We start from the raw sequence: 23502 nt of genomic DNA, 5'->3' as shown, positions 1-23502 counted from the left end.
AATCCCGGTCTTCTCTTTTTATGAGGGCTGTTTATTTAGCTGGCGTCCGTATTCATATCATAAGCAGGGTGCTGTGCGCCATTCGCTTCAAGAACTTTCATACTTGTGCGAAATTCGTTTAATGTCAGATGTCCCTGGATATACAAAAACTTAGCGAAATCCATCAGTTTGTTCATGCAGTCTGTCTCATACTGTTTCATCTCGGCAAAACAATTTCTTAAGTATGATACGTTCATATGGTGCATCCCCTCTCCTTTTATATTAATAATATAGTACCATAACAATTCGACTTTTTTCTGTTTTTCAAATATTAAAATTTTCGACACTTTTTGACAAACTTGTGACAGAACCTTTGGAACGAGAAATGCCTCTATATCATACACTTATAAAAAAGGGCTATAGGAGGAGAGGAAAGATGGAAGAGAGGAGATCCGCCGTATATCCTTATTCCGGCCCTGGTGCGCATATTCAAGCCTATCAGCAAAACCATCAGGCCTATCATCCCGTTCAGCCGTACTTCAGCCAGGAAACCGTTCCGTACGCCCATCCTGCACAGCGGCCGCAGCCATATCAGCAGCCGATTGAGCAGAATTTGGACCCGTTTTCAGTCTATCATCAGCCTGTTCAGCAGCAAATGCAGCCGCTTCCGCCGTTTCAGGGATTTCCTTATCAGCATCCATACCCTTCGCCGCGGCCTAATCTCCATCAGCCGTCACAGTTTCAAAGCTTTCTGTCGCAATTCAAAAAAAAGAACGGGCAGATTGATTTCAGCAAAATGATGGACACCGCAGGCCAGATGGTGAGCACGGTCAATCAGGTCGGAGCGCTTGCCAAAGGGTTTATGGGATTCTTCAAATAAAAAAAGCATGGATGAAGGTCATTCATGCTTTTTTTGCTCCGAAAATGAGACCGTGAGGACATTTCGGTTCCACGACGTCTTCATTGTTTCTTCACGGACAGGGTATGGGAGCAGAACGGTTCTGGACAGGCTTGTAAATGATGAAGAACCGCCGCTTTCTTGTTTCTCCTTCAAGGCGATATGAAGATACCGTGATTTCGCTTCAATCATAATATCTCCATTTTGAAACGATTCAGGAACGGCGATATCGACGTAAAGCGCCCCATCATCCTCTCTGATATTCATGGAAATCGTGGAATTCTGAAGCTGGTCTGATATGAGTTTTTGGAATGAATTTAAAATATCGTGGAAAGGCGAGTTGTAAAACAACTGTTCAACAGCTTCTTGAATTTCGTCCTTTTTGCTGAGCGAGTGATTGTCGTTTTCCTTAAAATCCATTCTTCATCACCCTCGATTTTTTATTTTCAGCTTATGCAGGGGCTCTTCATATGGTTATTCATTGATGGGAATTTGAAAGTGTGGTTAAATAGTGGGGAATCCAACGATTTGGTATTTAACCTGTTCCTCTTTTAATAGCCATCATAAAGAGGCATTTTGAAAGGAGCCCACTGTATTGCTGAAAAAATTATTCGGTATTGGTCAAAAACAAGATGAAGTGAAAGAAGAAACCGTTTTTTCACCGGTTGACGGACAAGTTTTGGAACTTTCAAAAGTTCCTGACCCCGTTTTCTCTCAAAAGATGATGGGTGACGGAATGGCTGTCGAGCCTTCAGCGGGCGAGATCGTATCGCCTGTCGACGGGGAAGTGATCCAGCTGTTCCACACAAAACACGCCATCGGCATTCGTTCATTGTCCGGCGTGGAGCTCTTGATTCACATCGGTCTGGAAACCGTAGCAATGGAAGGCGAAGGTTTCACAGCCCATGTCAAAGAAGGAGACAAAGTAAAAGTCGGCGATCCTTTAATAACATGCGATTTGGAACTGATCAAGGAAAAAGCGAGCAGCACAATTACGCCGATCGTCATTATGAACGGCGATGTGTTGGAACGCGTTACAAAACATGAAGAGGCAGCAGCGAAAAAAAGCGAGACAAAGCTCATGGAGCTTAAAGTAAAGTAAAAGAAAAAAGCAGAGAGCGCTTCTCTGCTTTTTCATTTTGTCAGGAAATCACCTCTTTCAGAACGAACGGACATTCGCTAAAATAGAAGGGAGAGGTGACAGCGTTGTTTCAAAAACGAAATTTGACAGATATGATTCAGCTTCTGAAAGAAGACCAAGCTTTCAGCAGGCAAATTGTTCATTGGCATACAATCGAGGAAAAAGAAGCGGATTACTGCGATTTTCCTGAAGGTTTAGATAAGAGAATCGTGCATGCTTTACAGCAAAGAGGGATAGAAAAGCTGTATTCCCATCAGGCCGACGCATTTCTGCACAGCGCCGCCGGCAAAAACGTGACGCTTGTGACGCCGACGGCATCTGGGAAGACGCTTTGCTACAATCTGCCCGTTATTCAGAGGATCACAGAAGACCAAGATGCGCGCAGCTTATACCTTTTTCCTACTAAAGCATTGTCGCAGGACCAAAAAAGCGAACTGAATGAATTAATCGATGAAATCGGTGCGTCGATCAACTGTTATACATATGACGGAGATACGTCGCCTTCGATCAGGCAGAAAGTCAGAAAAGCGGGCCATATCGTGATTACAAATCCAGATATGCTGCATTCGGCGATCTTGCCTCACCATACAAAATGGGTGTCATTGTTTGAAAATCTGAAATACATCGTCATCGATGAGCTTCACGTATACAGGGGAGTCTTTGGCAGCCATGTAGCCAATGTCATCAGACGGCTGATGCGGATTGCTGAATTTTATGGAAGCAAGCCGCAGTTTATCTGTACATCCGCGACGATCGCCAATCCATTGGAGCTCGCTGAGACGCTCACGGGGCAGCCGATGCACCTGATTTCAAACAACGGCGCCCCGTCGGGAAGAAAGCACTTCTTATTTTACAACCCGCCGATGGTCAACCGTTCCCTTAACATCAGAAAAAGCGCGACCCTTGAAGTGAGAAAGCTCGCATCCGAATTTCTAAAAAACGGCATTCAGACGATTGTGTTTGCAAGAAGCAGAGTTCGGGTGGAAATTATATTGACATACTTGCAGGAAGTGATGAAGCCGATTGTCGGCCCGCATTCGATTCAGGGGTACAGGGGCGGCTATCTGCCGAACGAGCGGCGCGTCATTGAAAAAGGCCTTCGCAGCGGGGACATCAAAGGCGTTGTCAGCACGAATGCACTCGAACTGGGCGTTGACATCGGACAGCTGCAGACATGCATCATGACCGGTTATCCTGGAACGATCTCAAGCGCCTGGCAGCAGGCCGGCCGCGCCGGAAGAAGGCACAACGAAGCGCTGATTGTCATGGTGGCAAGTTCCGCCCCGCTCGATCAGTACATCGTACAGAATCCGGACTATTTCTTTAAACAAAATCCCGAGACTGCCGTCATTAACCCGGACAACCTGGTCATTCTCTTCGATCATATCAAATGCGCGGCCTTTGAACTGCCATTCAAAAGAACGGACACATTCGGCGGTATCGAAATTGAGGATATTCTTGACTACTTGGCAGAAGAAAGGGTCCTCCACTTAACCGGGAATACGTACCACTGGATGAATGACGCTTTTCCCGCGCACGGCATCAGCTTAAGATCGGCTTCTCAGGAAAATGTTGTGATTATTGATCAGTCAAGACGCGAGAAGGCGAAAGTAATCGGGGAAATGGACAGGTTCAGCGCCATGACGCTTCTTCACGATGAAGCCATTTATTTGCATCAAGGCATCCAATACCAGGTGGAAAAGCTTGACTGGGAGGAGAAAAAGGCGTTTGTCCGCGAGGTTCAAGTTGATTACTATACCGATGCCAATCTTGCCGTCTTGCTGAGAGTTCTCGAGGTTGACAAGGAGAAAAAGACGGAAACCGCAGCGTTCGGTTTTGGGGATGTGACCGTTCAGGCAAAAGCGACGATTTTTAAGAAAATAAAATTTGAGACGCATGAAAATATCGGTTCAGGACCGATTCATCTGCCTGAAGAGGAGCTGCATACCAATGCGGCTTGGGTGCAGGTGAACGATAGTGAGCGGCAAAATTGGAATGACATCAAATTGGAAGAGGCTTTGCTTGGGACTGCAAACGTTCTTGGGCATGTAGCCGCCTTAAAAGTGATGTGCGATCCATCTGATCTGCATGTTTTTCCGCAAATCAAAGCCGTTCATAACGAAAAGCCGACGATCTTTTTGTATGATCGCTATCCCGGCGGAGTGGGTCTTTCACAAAAAGTGTATGAACAAATGCCCGAGATCATCAGTGAAGCGCATCGGCTGATTTCAAGATGTCCGTGTGAGTCAGGATGCCCTTCCTGCATAGGAGTGAGCGGCGGCGATCAGACAAAAAACAATGCTCTGCGCCTTTTAAAAGGCTGGAAAGGTTGAGCGGAATGTCTTTAAAACGAAAACTTAATCGCTATAAGCATCACCTGGGAAATCAAGCGAAAGAAGAAAAAACGGAACCTCCCGCAGATAAGCTGACTTCCTTGTCCGTCAGTTTTGAAAAAGAATGGGCCGAACTCGGTGTTAAACCATATGTGTTTGAGGAATGCTATTGCCTGATCAGGGAAGTCGTTTACCCGTTGACTCATGTTCATGGTCATTACGCGTTTTCTGAGCTGCATGAGACGGTTAGGCGATGGAACAACAGCGCCGTTTCCCATTCGCTTTCAAGCAAAGGGTACACACCGAGCCAGCTCTTCTTCTTTGATACGGAAACGACCGGTCTCGGAGGCGGGGCCGGCAATGCGATCTTTTTGCTCGGCCATGCAAGGGTGTATGACGACCGCGTAGTCGTCAAACAGCATCTGCTGCCAAAGCCGGGGTACGAAGCCGCCCTCTATCACAGCTTTCTGAGTGAAGTCGATATTCAGTCTCTTGTCACCTATAACGGCAAAGCGTTCGACTGGCCCCAGGTGAAAACGAGGCACACGCTGATCCGCGACAGGGTCCCAAAGCTTCCGGATTTCGGCCACTTTGACCTGCTGCACGGATCCCGCCGCCTTTGGAAGCATAAATTTGACCGCGTTTCCTTAGGGACGGTGGAAAAGGAAGAGCTGGGCGTTGTAAGAACTGAAGATACGCCGGGCTATCTGGCGCCGATGATGTATTTTCATTTTTTAAAGGAGGAACGGCCGGAAATCATTGAAGGCGTTTTGCGCCATAATGAGCTTGACGTGCTTTCTTTAATCACTCTTTACATCCATTTATCGAAGAAAATCCTCACTCCGGAGCAGACAGCGGAAGCAAACGAAAAGTACGCGATGGCAAAATGGCTCCTCGCCAACCGGGAGACAGAGCTTGCGACAGCGCAATTGCAAGAGCTTGAAAAAAAACCTTTTGAACAGTCTGAACGCGCATCATTCGATTTATCCATGCAGTATAAAAAACAAGGCATGCTAAAAGAAGCCGCAGCCCTTTGGCTGAAGCTCCAAAATGGAGAAGACGGAAAAACCGCCTGGCGCGCAGGCATCGAACTTGCCAAATACTTTGAACATCGAAAGCGGGATATTCGGGCCGCTCTTGAGGTAGCGGAAAACCTGCTGGAGCAGCACGGTTCACAAAAGTTTGAGCTGACCGAAAAAGAAATGGCCGGCCTCTTGAGAAGGCGCGAGCGGCTGGAAAGGAAATACGGACGAAATATTCCCCGGGCAAGCGCAGAAAACGACGATCTTCGAAAGCCAAACATTTCAAGCACGTTATGAATTGTAGAAACCGATCGCTTCTTGTAAAATAGCGTTAGAATCGTTTGAAGGGAGCGTCGATATGTATAAGGGGCTGTTTTATCTGTTTTTTGTCGTCGTATTGTTTATCGTATTGATCATGACGAATTTCAAGGAAAGCTTTATGGCTTACTTTTAAAATAGGTTTTTATATTAGTACATGTTTACCCCCTGCTTCATAGTTTAATAGTGTATATAGAAGCTTAAAGAAAGGGGAATTTTCATGCACTGTAAACCGCATGTAATGGCGCCGATTGTTCATCCTACTCAATGCTGCTACAACCATACGCACAGCAAAACCGTCGTACCGCACATTCACCCGCAGCACACAACGAATGTCAACCATCAGCATTTTCAGCATGTTCATTACTACCCGCAAACTCAATCAGCTGTCAACAAGGCGTCACATCAGCACTTCGTGAGCCCTGGAGCAGGAATGATGCCTGGGCCTGGAGGGATGCCGGGACCTGGAATGGGCATGGGGCCTTACTAAAAAGGTTTTTCGGAAGTTTTGTCAGGATGAACGAGCGCCGGATTGAACGTGACTAACAGAATATTTTTAAAAAAATGGGGCGGAATACGGCCCCATTTTTTAGCAGGTGATCATAATGAAAGTATTGGCCGTTACAGGGTACAAGCCGTTTGAACTCGGGATTTTCAAACACGATGACAAGGCCCTGTTCTACATAAAAAAAGCGCTTGAAAACCGGATGATCGCTCTCCTTGAGGAAGGCCTGGAATGGGTCCTTATCTCGGGCCAGCTCGGGACTGAACTATGGGCGGCGGAAGTCGCGTTTTCGCTGCAGGAAGAATATCCCGACTTGAAAGTGGCGGTCATCACTCCGTTTTTGGAACAGGAAAAGAAGTGGAGCGAGAAAAATCAAGAGCAGTATGAAGCCGTGCTCGCAGCCAGCGATTTCACTGAAAGCTTGACACACAGGCCGTACGAAAGCCCGGTGCAATTCAAACAAAAAAACCGGTTCTTCATCGAAAAGGCGGATGGCTTATTGATTCTGTACGATGAAGAAATCGAAGGCTCGCCTGTGTATATGCTGAATGAAGCAAAAAAGGCTCAGGAAAAACGCGATTTTCCGATCTACACGATTACGATGGATGACTTGAGAGTCACTGTTGAAGAATGCAGCTTTTACGAAGAGTAAAAAGTGCAAGAGAAAATTTGACATTGCACACGTTTTCTGAAAAAATATAAGATGATGATTCACGATATGAGGTGAAAAAGATGCTTGCTGATAAAGTGAAGCTTTCTGCTAAAGAAATTTTGGAAAAAGAATTCAAAACAGGAGTCAGAGGCTACAAGCAGGAAGACGTTGACAAATTCTTGGACATGGTTATTAAGGACTATGAAGCCTTCCATCAGGAAATCGAAGAATTGCAGCAGGAAAACCTGCAGTTGAAAAAACAGCTTGAAGAAGCCAACAAGCGACAGCCGGCTCAATCAAATACGACCAATTTTGATATTCTAAAACGACTTTCCAATTTGGAAAAACATGTATTTGGAAGCAAATTATACGATTGATGAAAACCGCTTGCCCTTTAGAACAAACTAAGCTATAATAGTGGATGTCTTAACGTTCGGGTAATCGCTGCAGATTTTACATCTGTAGAGGAAAGTCCATGCTCGCACGGTGCTGAGATGCCCGTAGTGTTCGTGCCTAGCGAAGTCATAAGCTAGGGCAGCCTTGCAGAAGGCTGACGGCAGGAAAAAAGCCTACGTCCTTTATGGATATGGCTGAGTATCCTTGAAAGTGCCACAGTGACGAAGTCTCACTAGAAATGGTGAGAGTGGAACGCGGTAAACCCCTCGAGCGAGAAACCCAAATTTTGGTAGGGGAACCTTCTGGACGGAAATGAACGGAAGGAAGGACAGAGTTGACTCTGTAGATAGATGATTACCACCCGAGTACGAGGCTTAGCAGCCGACGGCAGTACGACGGAACAAAACATGGCTTACAGAACGTTACACACTATTATGATGATGACAATGTATAAGCTCTCCGCAGGTAGGAGAGCTTTTATCATGTAAAAAACATACATAAAAACAGGTGATATAATGAAAACCTATACATTAATCGCAACAGCGCCGATGGGAATTGAAGCGATCGTCGCCAAAGAGGTGCGCGACCTTGGATATGATTGTACAGTTGACAACGGTAAAGTCGTGTTTGAAGGCGATGCCCTCGCCATCTGCAGAGCCAATCTGTGGCTGAGAACCGCTGACAGGGTGAAAGTGCAGGCTGCCGAATTTACAGCCAAGACCTTTGACGAGCTATTTGAGAAGACAAAAGCGATCGACTGGAGCGCCTATCTTCCTGAACACGCGTCATTCCCCGTGACGGGAAAGTCTGTTAAATCAGTGCTCGCAAGCGTGCCGGACTGCCAGCGCATCGTCAAAAAAGCGATCGCCGAGAAGCTGAAATCAGAATATCAGACACAGGGCGAGTGGCTTGAGGAAACAGGGCCGGAATACAAAATTGAAGTCTCTCTTTTAAAAGACAAAGCGGTCATAACGCTTGATTCATCCGGAGCCGGGCTTCATAAACGGGGATATCGAACCGGCCAAGGGGAAGCGCCGCTGAAAGAAACCCTTGCTGCAGCTTTGATTCTATTGACAAATTGGACGCCTGACAGGCCTTTCGTCGATCCGTTTTGCGGTTCGGGTACGATACCGATCGAAGCCGCTTTGATCGGCCAAAATATCGCCCCGGGTTTCAACAGGGATTTTGCATCTGAAAGATGGGAATGGATCGGTAAAGAAGTGTGGGATCAAGCGAGGCTGGAAGTCGAAGAAAAAGCGAATTATGATCAGCCGCTTTCAATCTCGGGGTATGACCTGGATCATCGCATGATCGAAATCGCCAAGGCAAACGCCGAGGAAGCTGGACTCGCCGATTTCATCGAATTTAAGCAAATGCAGGTAAAGGATTTTCGGACGAAAGAGGAATACGGCGTAATTGTCGGAAATCCGCCGTACGGGGAACGCCTCGGTGAAAAGAAAGCAGTCGAAGCCATGTATAAGGATATGGGCAAAGCATTTGCCGAGCTTGATACATGGTCTGTCTACATGCTGACATCAAACGAGCGTTTTGAAGAGTGCTACGGGAAAAAAGCAACGAAAAAACGGAAGCTCTTTAACGGTTTTATTAAGACGGACTATTACCAGTATTGGGGGAAAAGGCCGCCAAAACCGAACAAAGAAAAGTGAAGTTTAAAGGCTGCCATGTAAAACGGCAGCCTTTTTTCTTTCCATAGCCGGAACCGCTGAACGGCGTATTGAATTCGCGCCCGCTCGGAGTTAGCCCCTTAAAAGCGCATGGCAAAACATCGACTCACTAATAAATCCATGAATCATTTTTCTTTTTATAAGACGAATCATAGCATTTTTTGCGCGGCTCATAATAGCAGTCTTTTTTGCAAGGCTTGTGGTAATCATAGTCTTTTTTACAAGGCTCATGGTAGTAGAAGTCCTTTTTGCAGTAATCGTAATCCTTTTTGCAAGGCTTGTGGTAATCGTAGTCTTTTTTGTAATCCTCATGGTAGTCATAATCCTTTTTGCAATAATCGTAATCCTTCTTGCAAGGTTCATGGTAATAGAAGTCTTTTTTGCAAGGCTCGTGATAGTAGTAATTCTTCTTGCAAGGCTCATGATAGTAAAAGTCCTTTTTGCAATAGTCGTGATCCTTCTTGTAAGGATCATAATCATAATCCCAATAATCTTTCTTTGCCGGTTCATAATAATACATGTACTCTCCACCTTTAGTCTATAAATTTTAAGTCCCTACAGGATATGATAGAAAAATGGAATAGACTGGGTTTTTATGATGGATAAAGAGCACATTGTCTAACACAGTCCTTGTTATCTGGTGTTAAGCTTTTTGTTTGACTGAAAAAAGGGTGTTTGACCGCTGCGAAAACGGTCCGCCCTAAGAGTATAGAAAGAAAAAACATAAAATCAGCCTGTATAAAAACGATTCATCCTGCATATACTCGGGATTATTCGATTTGAAAAGAGGTGATTTCATGTTGAACAGCGATCATATTCAAATGATTCAAAAAGCGCTGGAGACGTCAGAAAGCCAGCTCGAGGACATTGGCGAAGAGCGCCTTACATATGCAAAGGAAGAATTGAAAAACGCGATCAGCCATATGGAATCGACAGATCATCCGTTTTTGACGCATTCGATTTACCGGAAATAGTTGAGAGAGGCTTCCTGCTCCTTTTTTCAAATCTTTCTTGTTGAATTTCTTGAATCATAGTGATAGGATAGAAGTTCTGAAAACTCGATAGTTGGGGGTTGGAGCAGGGTGACAGCATCTCGTCTGCCTTTTTCATTAACAAAAACAAAAAACTTTTATGAAGAACTGAACAATTGGATCGGTGATGTATTTTACGATATTCTTCCTGAAAAAGGCTTTGATTTGCGCGATGAGCAAATATTCATGGCTTTTCAATTAGAGCGGGCATTTAAGGAAAAGAAGGTCATGTTTGCGGAAGCCGGCGTCGGCACCGGAAAAACGCTCGTCTATCTTCTGTTTGCCTTGAGCTATGCCAGGTATACGGGCAAGCCGGCGGTCATCGCCTGCGCGGATGAGACGCTGATCGAACAGCTCGTCAAAAAAGAAGGCGACATTTATAAAATTTCCGAGCATTTAGGCCTGACGATCGACGCAAGGCTCAGCAAGTCGCATGATCAATATTTATGTTTGAAAAAACTGGAGAAAACGATGCAGCGCTCTGATGATGAAAAATGGCTTGACCTTTACGAAAGTCTGCCGTCTTTCGTTCACGAATCGCAGGGCATGCAGGCTTTTTATCCGTACGGCGACCGAAAAGAGAATTCGTCTTTATCAAACGATGAGTGGTCTGAAATCGGTTACGACTCTTTTCAGGACTGTCTTACATGTGATATGAGGCACCGCTGCGGGCTCACACTGTCAAGAGACCATTATCGAAAATCAACCGATTTCATCATCTGTTCCCATGATTTCTATATGGAGCACGTTTGGACGGAAGAGGCGAGAAAGCGGGAAGGCCAGCTTCCGCTTTTGCCGGAGCACAGCGCAGTGGTTTTTGATGAAGGGCATCTGCTCGAGTTTGCGGCCCAAAAAGCGCTGACATACAGGGTGAAACAATCCACGCTCGAAATGTTCCTTGAGCGCCTGCTCGGCAATGACATCAGAGAAGAATTTGCAGAGCTTGTCGAAGAAGCGCTTCGCGCCAACGACGAATTTTTCGGTTTGCTTACGGAAAATGCCGAAAAAGCAGAAGGCTCTGAGCGCATGCGCATCAAAGACGATACCGATGTGAAAAAAGCGGCCGCCGAGCTGTATGATTTGCTTGAAAAAATCGGAGAGGCGCTCGTTTTTGAGGGCGAGCTGTACACGATCGACCAGTACGCTTTAACTGTTGTCGAAGAGTATTTAGAACAGATGGCTTACTCCCTTTCGCTCTACAGGAAAAATGCGATCAGCTGGCTTGAACAAAAAGAGCTTGAGTCGACATTCGTCGTCATGCCGAGAACCGTCTCTGAAGTTCTCGGAGAAAAGGTGTTCTCCAAGCAGATTCCGTTTATTTTCTCATCGGCGACATTATCGGAAAACGGATCGTTCGATTATTTGGCGACCAGCCTCGGGATCCGCGATTACTTATCATTTACCGTCGATTCGCCGTACGATTATGAAGAGCAGATGAAAGTGTACATCCATCAAATCGAGGAAAAAGAAGCGAAAGAAGAAGCGGCAATCCGTGCAATCAAAGAATCTGGAGGGAAGACGCTGATCCTGTTTCCGTCTTTTGAAGAGCTTCTGTCCTTCAAGCGCCGGACTGCACAGGAATCATTTTCGTTTCCCGTTTACTTTGAAGGGGATGAAGAAATCAGTACAATCGTTGAAAAGTTTCAAACGGTAGAAGAATCCGTCTTGTGCTCTGTCCATCTATGGGAAGGGCTCGATATTCCCGGAGACCCGCTTCAAAATGTCATCATCTGGTCGCTCCCATTTCCGCCGCATGATCCCGTGTTTGAAGCGAAGCGGAGCGGCGTGGAAAACGCCTTTCGCGAAGTAGACATTCCTTACATGCTGCTAAGACTTCGCCAAGGGATCGGACGTCTGATCAGATCAAACAGCGACAGCGGCACGATCAGCATTTTTGCGGGCGATGAAAAAGAATGGAATGTGATAAAAGAAGTCGAATCTGTTCTTCCTGTTCAGCCAGTCTATGTATAAGAAAAGCGGACATCCCGCTTTTCTTTTTTTGGCTGCATAAAAGTTGACTTTCGTAAATATTTCCATTAGTCTGATTACAATTCGCATCATATACGGGAAGAGGAGGATGAATGATGTCGATCAATACATATGAAAAAGAGTTTTTAGAAACATTAAAGAAAATCAGCCGGTATGAGCAGGCGATTAATGTCATGTACTGGGATATGAGAACGGGCGCGCCGAGAAAAGGGGAGGAAAGCCGCGCTGAAGCTATCGGCCAATTGTCGGCAGACGTCTTTCAGATGAGAACGTCCCCGCGGATGAAAGAGCTTTTGGATACCTTAGCCGGGCAAAAACAAGATCTGCCTTTTGATACACAGAAAGCGGTTGAAGAAGCGAAAAAAGAGTACGATTTAAACAGCAAGATTCCGGAAGAGGAGTTCAAAGAATATACGACACTGACTTCCAAAGCGGAATCCGTCTGGGAAAAAGCGAAAAAGGCGTCCGATTTTTCTCTCTTTGCTCCGTATTTAGAAAAAATCATCGACTTTAAAAAACGGTTTATCTCATACTGGGGATATGAAGGCCATCCTTATAACACGCTTCTGGACCAATACGAACCAGGCGTTACAGTCGAAAAGCTCGACGCCCTTTTTTCTGAATTGCGGGAGGCTATCGTTCCGCTTGTGCAAAAGATTGCCGCCAGTGATAAAAAGCCTGATACGGGCTTTGTTCACGATCATTTCCCGAAAGAGCGGCAGCGCGATGTTTGCCACTTCTTCTTACAGGAGCTGGGCTATGATTTTGAGGCGGGGCGCCTGGATGAGACGGTTCATCCTTTCCAGGTGACGATCAGCCAAGGGGATGCCCGGGTGACCACAGCATACAATGAAAACGATTTTCGGTCGGCTGTTTTCGGAACAATTCATGAATGCGGCCATGCCATTTATGAACAGAACATTGATGAAGCGCTGGGCGGAACCAATTTATCAGACGGCGCATCAATGGGCATTCATGAATCTCAATCCCTTTTCTATGAGAACTTTATCGGCAGGCATCAAAGCTTTTGGACGCGGTATTTTGATAAAATAAAGGAAGCAAGCCCTGACCAGTTTGCAGGCGTTACTGCCGAAGGGTTCTACAGAGCCGTTAATGAATCAAAGCCGTCGCTGATTCGGATCGAGGCTGATGAACTGACATATCCGCTGCATATTATGATCCGCTATGAAATTGAAAAAGCGATTTTCAGCGGCGAAGTATCGGTCGGAGACCTTCCAAAACTATGGAATGACAAATATGAAGCATACCTGGGCATTACGCCTCCCGACGATGCTAAAGGAATCCTGCAGGATGTCCATTGGTCCGGCGGAGATTTCGGTTATTTTCCTTCATATGCGCTTGGATATATGTATGCGGCTCAACTGAAGTCAAGCATGCTGAAAGATCTTCCGGAGTTTGACCGTCTGATTGAAAACGGCGATTTTCAACCGATCAGAAAGTGGCTGACAGAGCATGTACACATCCACGGCAAAAGAAAAAAACCGCTGGAAATCATTAAATCTGCGACAGGCGAAGAATTAAACGTCCGTCATTTAATCCGCTATCTGGAAGAAAAATATACAACACTCTATTTGTAAAAGAAAACCCCTCCCGTCTGTATGGGAGGGGTTTTCGGGTCAGAATTTTCTGTTAAATACGAACGTTCAAATGAAAAAATGTGTGCAGGTTCGTCTTTTTTTGTTTTATCCCTTTTCATTCGGAACGAAAGTTGATATAATTTGATACATTATATCACTCATATAATCGCGTGGATATGGCACGCAAGTTTCTACCGGGCACCGTAAATGTCCGACTATGAGTGGGCGATAAGAAAACGAACGTCTTTTAGTCAAACTGACGGAATTCGTCTTTTTAAGCATTGCCCGCTCGCATTTCAAATCCGAGCGGACAATGCTTTTTTTTATGAAGGGCAATTGATGAACGGAGGGGTTTAATGGAAAAGCTAAAACGAAAAATTGCAGAGCAGGGCACGGTGTTGTCTGACGAAGTGCTGAAAGTTGATTCATTTTTAAATCATCAAATCGATCCGGAATTAATGCTTGCTGTGGGTGAAGAGTTTGCTTCGCTTTTCCGGGAGGAAGGCGTCACAAAGATTGTGACGATTGAATCCTCAGGCATCGCACCTGCCGTGATGGCCGGCTTGAAGCTGGGCGTGCCGGTAGTATTTGCAAGAAAGCGTCAATCGCTTACCTTGACGGAAAATCTGTTGACGGCTTCTGTCTATTCATTTACAAAGAAAACGGAAAGTACGGTTGCCGTATCAGCCAGCCACCTTTCAAAGGATGACAAAGTTCTGATCATCGACGATTTTTTGGCAAACGGACAAGCAGCTAAAGGGCTCGTTTCCATCATTGAACAGGCCGGCGCTAAGGTGTGCGGAATCGGAATCGTCATCGAGAAATCATTCCAGACGGGCAGGGAGGAACTTGAAAATCTTGGAATCAGAGTCGAATCCCTTGCGCGTATTGCCTCTCTTGCCGGTGGAAAAGTTACCTTTTTACAGGAGGTTGGGTCATGAAACTTACAGCCGGTAAAACTGTTTCATTAAGCATTCAGCACGTCCTTGCCATGTATGCAGGAGCCGTTGTCGTACCGCTGATCGTCGGCGGCGCTCTCGGTCTGACGCCGGCTCAGCTGACATACCTTGTATCTGCCGACATTTTGATGTGCGGTGTGGCGACGCTGCTGCAAGTTTGGAAAAACCGCTTTTTCGGTATCGGTTTGCCTGTTGTATTGGGGTGTACGTTCACAGCCGTTTCTCCGATGATTTCGATCGCCTCGACATATGGTATTCCAGCGATCTATGGAAGCATCATAGCAGGTGGTGTGATTGTCGTCATCATTTCTTTTTTCTTCGGAAAGCTTGTTAAGTTTTTCCCTCCCGTGGTCACAGGATCTGTCGTCACGGTGATCGGTATCACCTTGATTCCCGTTGCGATGAACAACATGGCCGGCGGTGAAGGCAGCAGCGATTTCGGCGAGCTGTCCAATCTTGCTTTAGCTTTTTCCGTTTTACTAGTCATCGTCCTTTTATATCGTTTTACATCAGGATTTATCAAGTCAATTTCCATTTTAATCGGCTTGATCGCAGGAACAGCCGGCGCCGCTCTAATGGGAAAAGTTGATTTTACAGAAGTCGCAAACGCTGGCTGGGTGCAGATGATTCATCCGTTTTACTTCGGCGCCCCTGTTTTTGAAGTTACCCCGATCTTGACGATGTCCCTCGTGCTGATCGTCAGCCTTGTCGAGTCCACAGGCGTCTACTTTGCATTGGGCGATTTGACGGACCGCCGCCTGACAGAAAAGGATTTAGGAAAAGGATATCGCGCCGAAGGGATTGCCGTGCTGTTGGGCGGGGTTTTCAACGCCTTTCCTTATACGGCGTATTCGCAAAACGTCGGTCTCGTTCAGCTGACAGGAGTTAAGAAAAACAGCGTGATCGCGCTTGCCGGAGCTTTTCTCATTTTGTTGGGGCTGTTTCCGAAAGCCGCTGCTTTAACGACGATCATTCCTAAACCTGTGCTCGGCGGCGCTATGGTAGCGATGTTCGGCATGGTGATCGCCTACGGGATCAAAATGCTGAGCAGGGTTGATTTCGGCAAGCAGGAGAACTTGTTGATCGTAGCGTGTTCAATCGGAATCGGCCTCGGCGTGACGGTTGTACCGCAAATGTTTCAAAACCTTCCTGACGCCGTCAAGCTTTTGACAGAGAACGGAATTGTTGCGGGAAGCTTTACCGCCATTCTCTTGAATGCGATCTTTCACATTCATCCGTTTTCTCGTCATGCTGAACAGCCTGAAGCAGTTTCTGCTGAGAAATCTGCCGTTTAAAACCTCACGGATTGTGAGGTTTTTTTGTTGTGTTTTCTCATTGCGGATAAGCCATACTACCGGTATGAAGAGGAGGCGTAACGAATGGAAACTGTGAATGAGCTTGTCGAACGAATCAGGACGAAAGACGGCGGTGAAGCTGTCATCCGTCCCGTCAAAATGGCGGATGCCCCTGACATCATCGAGGCGGTGAAAGATGTGATTCAAACGGGCGTTTACATCCAAAAAGAACGGCCGCGCACACTTGAGGAAGAGCGTGCATTTATCAGCGATATGATGAAAAAAGACAACATGTATGCGGCGGTTGAAATCGATGGTACGGTGTACGGAATTGCCCGGGTCATACGCGGCGAACTCAAAATGAAGCGGCACACGGGTCTGTTCAGAACTTGGCTCCACAGCAAGGCGCAGGGGCTTGGGATCGGCAGGGAAATCATGTCCTACACCCTGAAATGGTGCAGGCTGCATCGCCTGCATAAGCTCTGCTTGACCGTTTTTTCCGAAAATGAAGCAGCGCTGTCGCTCTATAAGAAAAGCGGCTTTATCGTTGAAGGGGTTCAAAAGGAACAGGTTTTGTCGGACGGGAAATATGAAGATGAAGTGCTGATGGCCTATTTTTTCAACGGGTCCACATAAGGCCGCCAAATTCGGGAGAAGCTGTAAACAGAGGTGGTGTTATGGCCTATGTCATTTCGGCGGGGACAAGCATTCCGCGCTGCCATGTCGACCAGAAGGAAGCAGCCGTTTTTGCGAGGGAGATGTTCAAAGATTCATTTAAAGACATTGATCGTCTGCTGTCAGCTTTTCAAAATGGCGAAATCGCTTCACGGCAATTTGTCATGCCTTTGGATTGGTACAAAGAGGCCAAGAGCTTCAAGGAGAAAAATCAAACGTACATTGATATGGCTGTCAGACACAGTGCTGAAGCCGTTTCGAATTGTCTGTCGGACGACCGTTTTTTGAAAAAAGAAATCCCTTGCGAAAAAATTGACGCGATTTTTTTTATTTCCTCTACAGGCATCTCGACTCCCAGCATTGAAGCGAAGCTTATGAACATTCTGCCTTTTTCAAAACGGGCGAAGCGGATCCCGATCTGGGGGCTAGGCTGTGCAGGAGGGGCTTCAGGTATAGCGCGGGCATTCGAATACTGCAAAGCGTTTCCAAAAGCCCATGTCCTTGTGATTGCGGCGGAGCTGTGCAGTTTAACGTTTCAAAAGGATGATCAATCGAAAAGCAATCTTATCGGCACATCTTTATTTGGCGATGGAATCGCCGCGCTTTTAATGTGCGGCAAGGAAGCGGATTTCTCAGAAGCCAGATTTGAGGTTCTTCCGGAAGTATTGGGCTCACAATCCAGCACCTTGGAAGATTCGGAAGAGGTCATGGGATGGGAAATCAATGACAACGGTTTTCGCGTCGTTTTTTCCAGGGACATTCCGACATTGATCAAAACACACTTAAAGAACGATATCGAAGCATTTCTGAATAAAGAACATATCGCTTTGGAGAACATTCAAGTATTTCTGGCCCACCCTGGCGGAAAAAAAGTTCTCGACGCTTATATGGAAAGCCTTGGCTTTTCCGAAGCGCACATCGACTGTTCACGAAAAATTTTGGCCAGGCACGGCAATATGTCATCGGCCACTGTGATGCATGTTTTAAAGGAATATTGCTTGCATGGCGGCCCCGTGCCGGGAAAATACGGTCTCTTAGGGGCGCTCGGACCGGGCTTTTCATCGGAGCTGCTGCTCTTGAGATGGACAAAAAGAGAGTGACTGACACATGTTTTGGACGATTTTAAGCATTTTTGCCGCCCAGCGCCTGCTTGAGCTGGCAGTCGCGAAGTTCAACGAAAAAAACGCTCTGAAAGAGGGAGCGGTCGAATACGGGAAACGTCATTACCCTTACATCGTCGCGATGCATGTTTCGTTTTTCGTATCTTTGATTTGGGAAACGACCGCTTTTCAACGCGGAACCCTTCCGATGGCGCTTGTCGTATTGACAGGCCTCATCTTCACGCAGGTTCTCCGGTATTGGGCGCTCTTTTCACTGGGGAAATGCTGGAACACGAAAATCCTTGTCATCCCTGGAACGAATCTTGTCCGAAAGGGGCCCTATCAATGGATTAAACATCCGAACTATTTGGCGGTCGCTCTTGAATTTCTGCTTTTGCCCCTGCTTTTTCAGGCATACGCCACCGCACTTTTATTTACGGTGCTCAACGCTGCTGTCATGTACATCCGCATTCGTACGGAAGAACAGGCATTAGAAAAATTACACCATTGAAAATGATTATCATTTCATTTATAATGATGATAAACATTCTCATTATAGGATGGTGAGTCGCGTATGACGATGTTTTTTCTACTGGCGGCCGTCAGTACATACAGTTTATTGATTGGATATGTCTTAAAAGGAATCGCAGGAGCGAATCCGCAAAAATAAATAGATACACGTGCTGAAGCTGCCGAAACCGGCAGCTTTTTCTCGTTTTTCTTTCCGATTGTGAAGAAAAATACAGCAAGGTTGTGTAAAATGGGAGAAAGGGCTAAGATGGCAAACAACAACGCATAAAAGGGGTAGGAAACATGGCACAAATAAACACGAAAGACGATCTGATGAAAAGAGCCGGAGCGGTTTTCGGGGAGCTCACAAAAAACGGGGATGACAAGCGGTCGGCGCAGCTTGCGGGCATCATCCGAAAATGGCTGAGAAAAGAAGTGTACATCGCGTTAACCGGACACTATTCAGCAGGGAAATCATCGCTTTTGAACGCGCTGCTTCAGGAAGACGTCCTGCCGACAAGTCCGATTCCGACGAGCGCCAATCTCGTGCTGGTCCGCCGGGGAGAAATGAAAACAACACTCCATACGGTCGATGGAAGATACGCTCAGATGGACGGCTCTTATGATAAAGAAAAAGTGCAGGCGTACTGCAGGGACGGCCAGATTGAAATGGTGGAAATCGAGGGGCCTTTTTCAGGAATAGCGCCTCAGGCCGTCTTAATCGACACGCCTGGAATTGATTCTACAGACGATGCTCATTTTCTATCGGCGTCTTCGATTCTTCACCAGGCGGATGCCTTGTTTTATGTCGTGCACTACAATCATGTCCATTCCGAAGAAAATGTGAAATTTCTTCGATCAATAAAAGATAAGATACCCAATATTTTTTTCATCGTGAACCAGATTGACCGCCATGACGAAGCTGAAACAGACTTCCACGCCTATAAAAAGCAAGTTCTAGATATGCTGCTGAAAGAAGGGATCAGTGAAGAACACCTCTTTTTTACATCGGTCACCGCAGCCGATCATCCGCTCAACGAATTCAACCGGCTCCGTGCTGAGCTGGAAAGACTGCAGCATCAATCCGAACAGCAGCTGCAGGCATATACGGAGCAAAAAATCAGCAGCTTGATTCATGAACATATCAAAATGCTGATCAGTGACGAAGATACGGCTCTGTCTGAAGAAACCGCTTCCTTAAGAGAAACCGTCGAGACTTTAAAATCACAGCTTGCCGATTTGACAGAACAGGAAAAACGGGCGGAGGAACAAATCAAAAAAGACATCCAAACGATTGCCCAAAACGCAAATATAACGCCGTTTGAGATGAGAGAGCTGGCCAAATCGTATTTGGAATCAATCGAAAAGGGCTTTAAAAAAGGAATTCTTTTCAGTAAGGCCAAAACGCTTGAAGAAAAACAAAAACGAAAAGAAGCTTTTCTTGCCGACGTCCAAAAAAGGGTTCAAGCCGAAATCGATTGGCATGTCATTGAAGCAATCAAGGCATTTATGAAATGCTTTAACGTCCAGAATGATGAAATGCTTCGGGAAGTTCTTCAATTTCGGACCGTGATAGATGAAAACGACCTGCTTCGTTCCCGGAAAAAAGGGGCTGAGCTTACACCGGAATACGTGCTGAACTACACGAAAGAACTGGCTGAAAACATCAGAAGAAAGGCGAAGAGACAAGCGCAGCCGCTCATCGACCAGCTCAAAACCTTTATTAAAGAAAGAAGCGTCCTGCAGGCGGAAGCGATAAAAGCTGAATATGATGCGGAACAAGCGAAGCTCGCCGAGCGCGAAAGACGGTTGATTGAGCAGCAGAAGTCATATGAAAAAGCAAACCGTCTCTGGGATCAATGGGAACACGGCAATCAGAGCGATCTGCCGGCGAATTGGTATGCCGCCGAAAGAAAGCCCCTTGAAAAAACGCTTGATGCGAAGCGAGCGGAACCGGTCCGTGCACAAGGGGAAAACAGCAGCCGTAAAGACGAGGCTCTTCATCCGAAAAAGGGCGTTTCTGAGTACATTGAGCACTTTTTCGAACTTGCCCGGATTTTGGCGGATATCCCGGCTTTAGAAAAGCAGAGAAAAGCATTCCTGCACAAAACGGAGCGCCTTCATACAAGGCAGTTTACCCTGGCGCTCTTCGGCGCATTCAGTTCCGGCAAATCGTCTTTTGCAAATGCGCTTTGCGGGCGGAAAGTGCTGCCGTCATCTCCGACGCCGACAACGGCAACGATTAATAAAATAACAAAACCGTCGGGAACCAAAAGGGACGGGACAGCCGAAGTCGCTTTTAAAACGGAAGGGGAAATCACAGCTGAACTGGATCAGCTTTTAGATGGAAAAATGGCTTCAGCAAAAGGCTCCGCTTTTGGCGAAAAACTTAAAAACCTCTTGAAAAAAGAGGAACTGCACGATGATGAACGGCTGCTGATCAAGAACTTCCTCAAGGCTTATGAGCGTTATGGTTCATATATCAATGATCAGGAAATCCTGACGATTTCCGCTGACGATCTGCATCCGTATGTCGCTGAAGAACAAACGGCCTGTGCCGTCCGCGAAGTCACCGTTTATTTGAGCACACCGGTCACGGAGAAAGGAATAACAATCGTCGATACACCGGGAGCCAGCAGCATGAATAAACGGCATACTGAACTTGCGTTTCAATACATGAAAGATGCTGATGCCCTGCTTTACTTAACATACTACCAGCATTCATTTTCCAAAGCGGACCGGTCGTTTTTGCGCAAGCTGGGGCTCATTAAAGACGCTTTCAGCATGGATAAAATGTTTTTTATTTTAAATGCGGCTGACCTCGCGAAAAGCCCGGTCGAATTACAGACGGTTGAAGACTATGTAAGGGGAGAGCTCTTGAAAGAAGGCATCCAAAATCCGCACCTGTACCATGTATCGAGCAAGCAGGAGCTCAACAAAAAAACTTCGCCGTACAACGACTTCAGCAGGCTAAAGCGGGAGCTCGACGATTTTATCGAAAACGGTTTGGCCAGAACAGCTGTCGAAGAGCTGCTTGATGAAGGCAAAAAACTGTGTGAAACCGTCTTTCAGCTCCGCGGTTCACTGCACCGTTCCGCTGAAGAAAAGGAAGCGGAGCAAAAGCGCGTCGCAAAAGCTTATCAAGAGGCTTTGGCTGCGATTGAAGAAGCAGAGAAGGGGTCATCAATCCTTCAAATGACGGAAAAGGATGTGGAAGAGCAATTTTACCACATGAAGCAGCGTCTGGCCTTTTTTGCACACGATTTATTTAAAGCTGCGATACACCCCGGGCTTCAGAACGGAGATTGGCGCGCCAATCTGCAAACCGCTTTGAAAAGCTGCTTAAAGGAGTATGAATTCGAATTTTTGCAGGAACTAAAAGCGCTTGATATCAGAATGGAAAATTTGATGCTGAAATTTGCGGGCGAACAATGGGCAAATGCCGTAAAAGAGCGGCTTGCCGGCAATCCTTATTTTTCGGTTCATATCCAGGCTGACCGGCCTGAGACCGAAAGCTGGGAAACGACTGAAGCGTCAGCGGATGAAGGGGAGTTTACAGATGAACTGAAAATGTTCAAAACACCTAAAACGTTTTTTCAGCAAAATGGCAAAGCCCGGCTTGTCGAGGCGTTTACTGCAAAGCTTTCGGCGATCACGGACAATTGGATTCAACGTGAAAAGCAGACATTTTTAAACCGCTGCAAAACGAGCGCCGGTCAATTACAGAAAGCGGCTGTTCTATCCGCAAAAGCTCAACTCGAAGAACAAAAAGAAGCATATTTTCATGAGGCGCTGGAGAGCGCAGAGCGCGAAAACATTGAAAAAGCGCATGCCTTGGCAGGCGAATGGCTCCGCTCATGTTGAATCAGATTGATATTGGTATGGATATCTGGCTGGCAGGCATGATAGACTGAATAAAAAAAGAAGGGAATTAGACGATGACAAACGTTCATGAAGCGATTACAGCACATTCAAAAAAACAGCACCAGCACATCAAGCAGTTCGTGCGTCTCGAACAGGAGAGGGAAAAAGCAATCGATGATGTGGTCGATAAGTGCCGGCGTAACGAAGCATTTTCAACCGACCTCATCAACCAAATTACAGTGCAGATGAACGAATTGGCCAAAAAAGGCATCGTTCCCACAAGACGGCTCGTCTCGAAGGAAATGGTTGCCGAATACGTCAGCCGAAAATATCCGCAGGCCTAGCTGGTGGATCCTTCCGCGTGTGGCGTCATGTGTTTTTGCAAAACATAAACCATGACCCGCCCGCTGGAGGTGAAGTGTAATGGGAAGAACAAAGCTTGGCAACGCGAATGCACAGCGAAACAACAACGCTAAAAAGAAGAACGGCTTTAACACTGAATTTGCGACTGAATCCTATTCGCAAATGGAAGCCGCAAAATTAATCTCAAGCAAAAAACAGCACCAAAAATAGAAACAGCGTCGCTAGACGCTGTTTTCATCATTTTTGCTCCTGTGGTACAATAAGTGCATTGTATGATGAAAGGAAGTTTCCATAATGAACAAGAAGCTGCTGCTTGTAGACGGGATGGCTTTATTATTCCGGTCTTTTTTTGCGACTGCGGTGCACCGCAATTTTATGCTGAATGACAAAGGCGTGCCGACAAACGGGGTTCACGGTTTTTTAAAGCATCTGTTAACCGCTGCGTCTGCGTTTGAACCGAGCCATGTCATCTGCTGCTGGGACATGGGAAGCAAAACGTACCGAAACGATTTATTTAAGGACTATAAAGCGAACCGGAGCGAGCCGCCTCTAGAATTGATTCCGCAATTTGACATGGCGAAGGAAGCGGCGGAAGAGCTCGGGATTTTAAATATCGGCCTTGCGGGCTATGAAGCCGATGACTGCATCGGCACCCTGACAGCGATGTTCAGCGAAGAAGCGGACATCACGATCGTCACCGGTGATAAAGATTTACTTCAGCTTTTAACAGTCAATGTTAAAGTTGCCCTGCTTCAAAAAGGAATCGGCAATTATAAGGTATACACAGAAGAATCATTCAGTGAAGAGACAGGTATCGAACCGAAAGCTTTGATTGACATTAAAGCGCTGATGGGCGATACAAGCGATAATTATCCGGGTGTAAAAGGCATCGGCGAAAAAACGGCCTACAAGCTGATCAAGGAATATTCGACTGTTGACCGGCTGCTGGAAAACATCGGTCAGCTGACGAAGGGCCAGCAGACGAAAATAACCGAATGTCTAGAAGATCTGAAGATGTCCAGAATTCTTGCAGAAATTAAATGCGATGTACCGCTTTCCTGCTCATTGGACGATGCGGACTTCACCTTGATGCATGACAGGGCAAAGGAGATGCTGAGACTTCATCAAATACGGGGAATCGAGCCGCTGCTGATGAAATTCGAAAAAAGAGAGATCGGATAAACCGATC

The 23502-nt window shown here is 46.3% G+C and carries 24 protein-coding genes, 1 other RNA gene and 1 riboswitch; of the genes, 22 read left to right on the top strand and 3 right to left on the bottom strand.

Annotated features, from left to right (window positions below; all coding sequences use genetic code 11):
- Positions 1 to 35 precede the first annotated feature (35 nt).
- Positions 36 to 236 (bottom strand): YppF family protein, encoded by a 201-nt coding sequence (locus H7F26_RS18070; protein ID WP_011198064.1) that lies wholly within the window; start codon positions 234 to 236, stop codon positions 36 to 38.
- 179 nt (positions 237 to 415) lie between these two features.
- Here H7F26_RS18070 and H7F26_RS18065 point away from each other — a divergent pair, with 179 nt between their 5' ends.
- The gene (locus tag H7F26_RS18065; RefSeq protein WP_017473947.1) at positions 416 to 859 is read left to right on the top strand and encodes a YppG family protein; all 444 of its coding nucleotides are present in this window, start codon (positions 416 to 418) and stop codon (positions 857 to 859) included.
- Positions 860 to 877: 18 nt separating this feature from the next.
- Here H7F26_RS18065 and H7F26_RS18060 read toward each other — a convergent pair whose 3' ends face one another.
- Positions 878 to 1297: an Hsp20/alpha crystallin family protein gene (locus tag H7F26_RS18060; protein WP_003182880.1), complete on the bottom strand. Its 420-nt coding sequence runs from the start codon at positions 1295 to 1297 to the stop codon at positions 878 to 880.
- 175 nt (positions 1298 to 1472) lie between these two features.
- Here H7F26_RS18060 and H7F26_RS18055 point away from each other — a divergent pair, with 175 nt between their 5' ends.
- The 8 genes from H7F26_RS18055 to H7F26_RS18020 all read left to right on the top strand — a co-directional run bounded on the left by H7F26_RS18055 (position 1473) and on the right by H7F26_RS18020 (position 8911).
- Positions 1473 to 1979: a PTS sugar transporter subunit IIA gene (locus H7F26_RS18055; protein ID WP_003182879.1), complete on the top strand. Its 507-nt coding sequence runs from the start codon at positions 1473 to 1475 to the stop codon at positions 1977 to 1979.
- 95 nt (positions 1980 to 2074) lie between these two features.
- Positions 2075 to 4351, top strand: coding sequence for a DEAD/DEAH box helicase (locus tag H7F26_RS18050; RefSeq protein WP_017473948.1), 2277 nt, complete (start codon positions 2075 to 2077; stop codon positions 4349 to 4351).
- A gap of 5 nt (positions 4352 to 4356) precedes the next feature.
- Complete coding sequence (locus tag H7F26_RS18045) at positions 4357 to 5670, top strand: ribonuclease H-like domain-containing protein (RefSeq protein WP_026080762.1); 1314 nt, start codon at positions 4357 to 4359, stop codon at positions 5668 to 5670.
- Between the two features lie 241 nt (positions 5671 to 5911).
- Positions 5912 to 6181, top strand: coding sequence for a CotD family spore coat protein (locus tag H7F26_RS18040; RefSeq protein ID WP_003182875.1), 270 nt, complete (start codon positions 5912 to 5914; stop codon positions 6179 to 6181).
- A 115-nt stretch (positions 6182 to 6296) separates the two neighbouring features.
- Entirely contained in the window at positions 6297 to 6848 is a 552-nt protein-coding gene (locus tag H7F26_RS18035; protein ID WP_003182874.1) for an SLOG family protein, read from the top strand.
- Between the two features lie 80 nt (positions 6849 to 6928).
- Positions 6929 to 7225, top strand: a complete 297-nt coding sequence (gpsB, locus tag H7F26_RS18030; protein WP_003182873.1) for a cell division regulator GpsB — start codon at positions 6929 to 6931, stop codon at positions 7223 to 7225.
- A 52-nt stretch (positions 7226 to 7277) separates the two neighbouring features.
- Positions 7278 to 7664: RNase P RNA component class B (gene rnpB / locus H7F26_RS18025), an RNA gene on the top strand.
- Between the two features lie 95 nt (positions 7665 to 7759).
- Entirely contained in the window at positions 7760 to 8911 is a 1152-nt protein-coding gene (locus tag H7F26_RS18020) for a THUMP domain-containing class I SAM-dependent RNA methyltransferase (protein WP_003182872.1), read from the top strand.
- 127 nt (positions 8912 to 9038) lie between these two features.
- Here the strand turns inward: H7F26_RS18020 and H7F26_RS18015 are convergent, their stop codons facing one another.
- Positions 9039 to 9449: a hypothetical protein gene (locus tag H7F26_RS18015; protein ID WP_009328014.1), complete on the bottom strand. Its 411-nt coding sequence runs from the start codon at positions 9447 to 9449 to the stop codon at positions 9039 to 9041.
- 277 nt (positions 9450 to 9726) lie between these two features.
- Here H7F26_RS18015 and H7F26_RS18010 point away from each other — a divergent pair, with 277 nt between their 5' ends.
- From H7F26_RS18010 to H7F26_RS17950, 13 genes are all read left to right on the top strand, one after another.
- Positions 9727 to 9903 carry a hypothetical protein gene (locus H7F26_RS18010; protein WP_003182870.1) on the top strand — a complete coding sequence of 59 codons (177 nt, stop codon included), beginning with the start codon at positions 9727 to 9729 and terminating at the stop codon, positions 9901 to 9903.
- Positions 9904 to 10011: 108 nt separating this feature from the next.
- Positions 10012 to 11931, top strand: a complete 1920-nt coding sequence (locus H7F26_RS18005; RefSeq protein WP_016886704.1) for an ATP-dependent DNA helicase — start codon at positions 10012 to 10014, stop codon at positions 11929 to 11931.
- A gap of 113 nt (positions 11932 to 12044) precedes the next feature.
- Complete coding sequence (locus H7F26_RS18000) at positions 12045 to 13547, top strand: carboxypeptidase M32 (RefSeq protein ID WP_011198061.1); 1503 nt, start codon at positions 12045 to 12047, stop codon at positions 13545 to 13547.
- Positions 13548 to 13685: 138 nt separating this feature from the next.
- Positions 13686 to 13785, top strand: a riboswitch (purine riboswitch).
- A gap of 118 nt (positions 13786 to 13903) precedes the next feature.
- A complete protein-coding gene (gene xpt / locus H7F26_RS17995; RefSeq protein ID WP_003182865.1) occupies positions 13904 to 14488 on the top strand; it encodes a xanthine phosphoribosyltransferase in 585 nt (194 codons plus the stop codon).
- Complete coding sequence (gene pbuX / locus H7F26_RS17990; RefSeq protein WP_009328016.1) at positions 14485 to 15801, top strand: xanthine permease PbuX; 1317 nt, start codon at positions 14485 to 14487, stop codon at positions 15799 to 15801. The genes xpt and pbuX overlap by 4 nt, the downstream gene beginning before the upstream one ends.
- Before the next feature lie 84 nt (positions 15802 to 15885).
- On the top strand, positions 15886 to 16437 hold the full coding sequence (locus H7F26_RS17985) for a GNAT family N-acetyltransferase (RefSeq protein ID WP_003182862.1): 552 nt from the start codon (positions 15886 to 15888) through the stop codon (positions 16435 to 16437).
- A 41-nt stretch (positions 16438 to 16478) separates the two neighbouring features.
- The gene (locus H7F26_RS17980) at positions 16479 to 17576 is read left to right on the top strand and encodes a type III polyketide synthase (protein WP_017473950.1); all 1098 of its coding nucleotides are present in this window, start codon (positions 16479 to 16481) and stop codon (positions 17574 to 17576) included.
- A gap of 7 nt (positions 17577 to 17583) precedes the next feature.
- A complete protein-coding gene (locus H7F26_RS17975; protein WP_003182859.1) occupies positions 17584 to 18087 on the top strand; it encodes an isoprenylcysteine carboxyl methyltransferase family protein in 504 nt (167 codons plus the stop codon).
- Positions 18088 to 18150: 63 nt separating this feature from the next.
- The gene (gene fbpC / locus H7F26_RS17970) at positions 18151 to 18246 is read left to right on the top strand and encodes a Fur-regulated basic protein FbpC (RefSeq protein ID WP_003182857.1); all 96 of its coding nucleotides are present in this window, start codon (positions 18151 to 18153) and stop codon (positions 18244 to 18246) included.
- Positions 18247 to 18389: 143 nt separating this feature from the next.
- Entirely contained in the window at positions 18390 to 21950 is a 3561-nt protein-coding gene (locus H7F26_RS17965; RefSeq protein WP_017473951.1) for a dynamin GTPase, read from the top strand.
- A 74-nt stretch (positions 21951 to 22024) separates the two neighbouring features.
- On the top strand, positions 22025 to 22294 hold the full coding sequence (locus H7F26_RS17960) for a YpbS family protein (RefSeq protein WP_003182854.1): 270 nt from the start codon (positions 22025 to 22027) through the stop codon (positions 22292 to 22294).
- 79 nt (positions 22295 to 22373) lie between these two features.
- On the top strand, positions 22374 to 22523 hold the full coding sequence (locus H7F26_RS17955; RefSeq protein ID WP_003182852.1) for a hypothetical protein: 150 nt from the start codon (positions 22374 to 22376) through the stop codon (positions 22521 to 22523).
- Positions 22524 to 22607: 84 nt separating this feature from the next.
- A complete protein-coding gene (locus tag H7F26_RS17950; RefSeq protein WP_003182849.1) occupies positions 22608 to 23495 on the top strand; it encodes a 5'-3' exonuclease in 888 nt (295 codons plus the stop codon).
- Positions 23496 to 23502 lie beyond the last annotated feature (7 nt).

This window comes from Bacillus sp. PAMC28748 (genome assembly GCF_014250415.1).
In the GTDB taxonomy this organism is placed as follows: domain Bacteria; phylum Bacillota; class Bacilli; order Bacillales; family Bacillaceae; genus Bacillus; species Bacillus licheniformis.
This window is presented reverse-complemented; position numbering and strand designations above follow the sequence as displayed.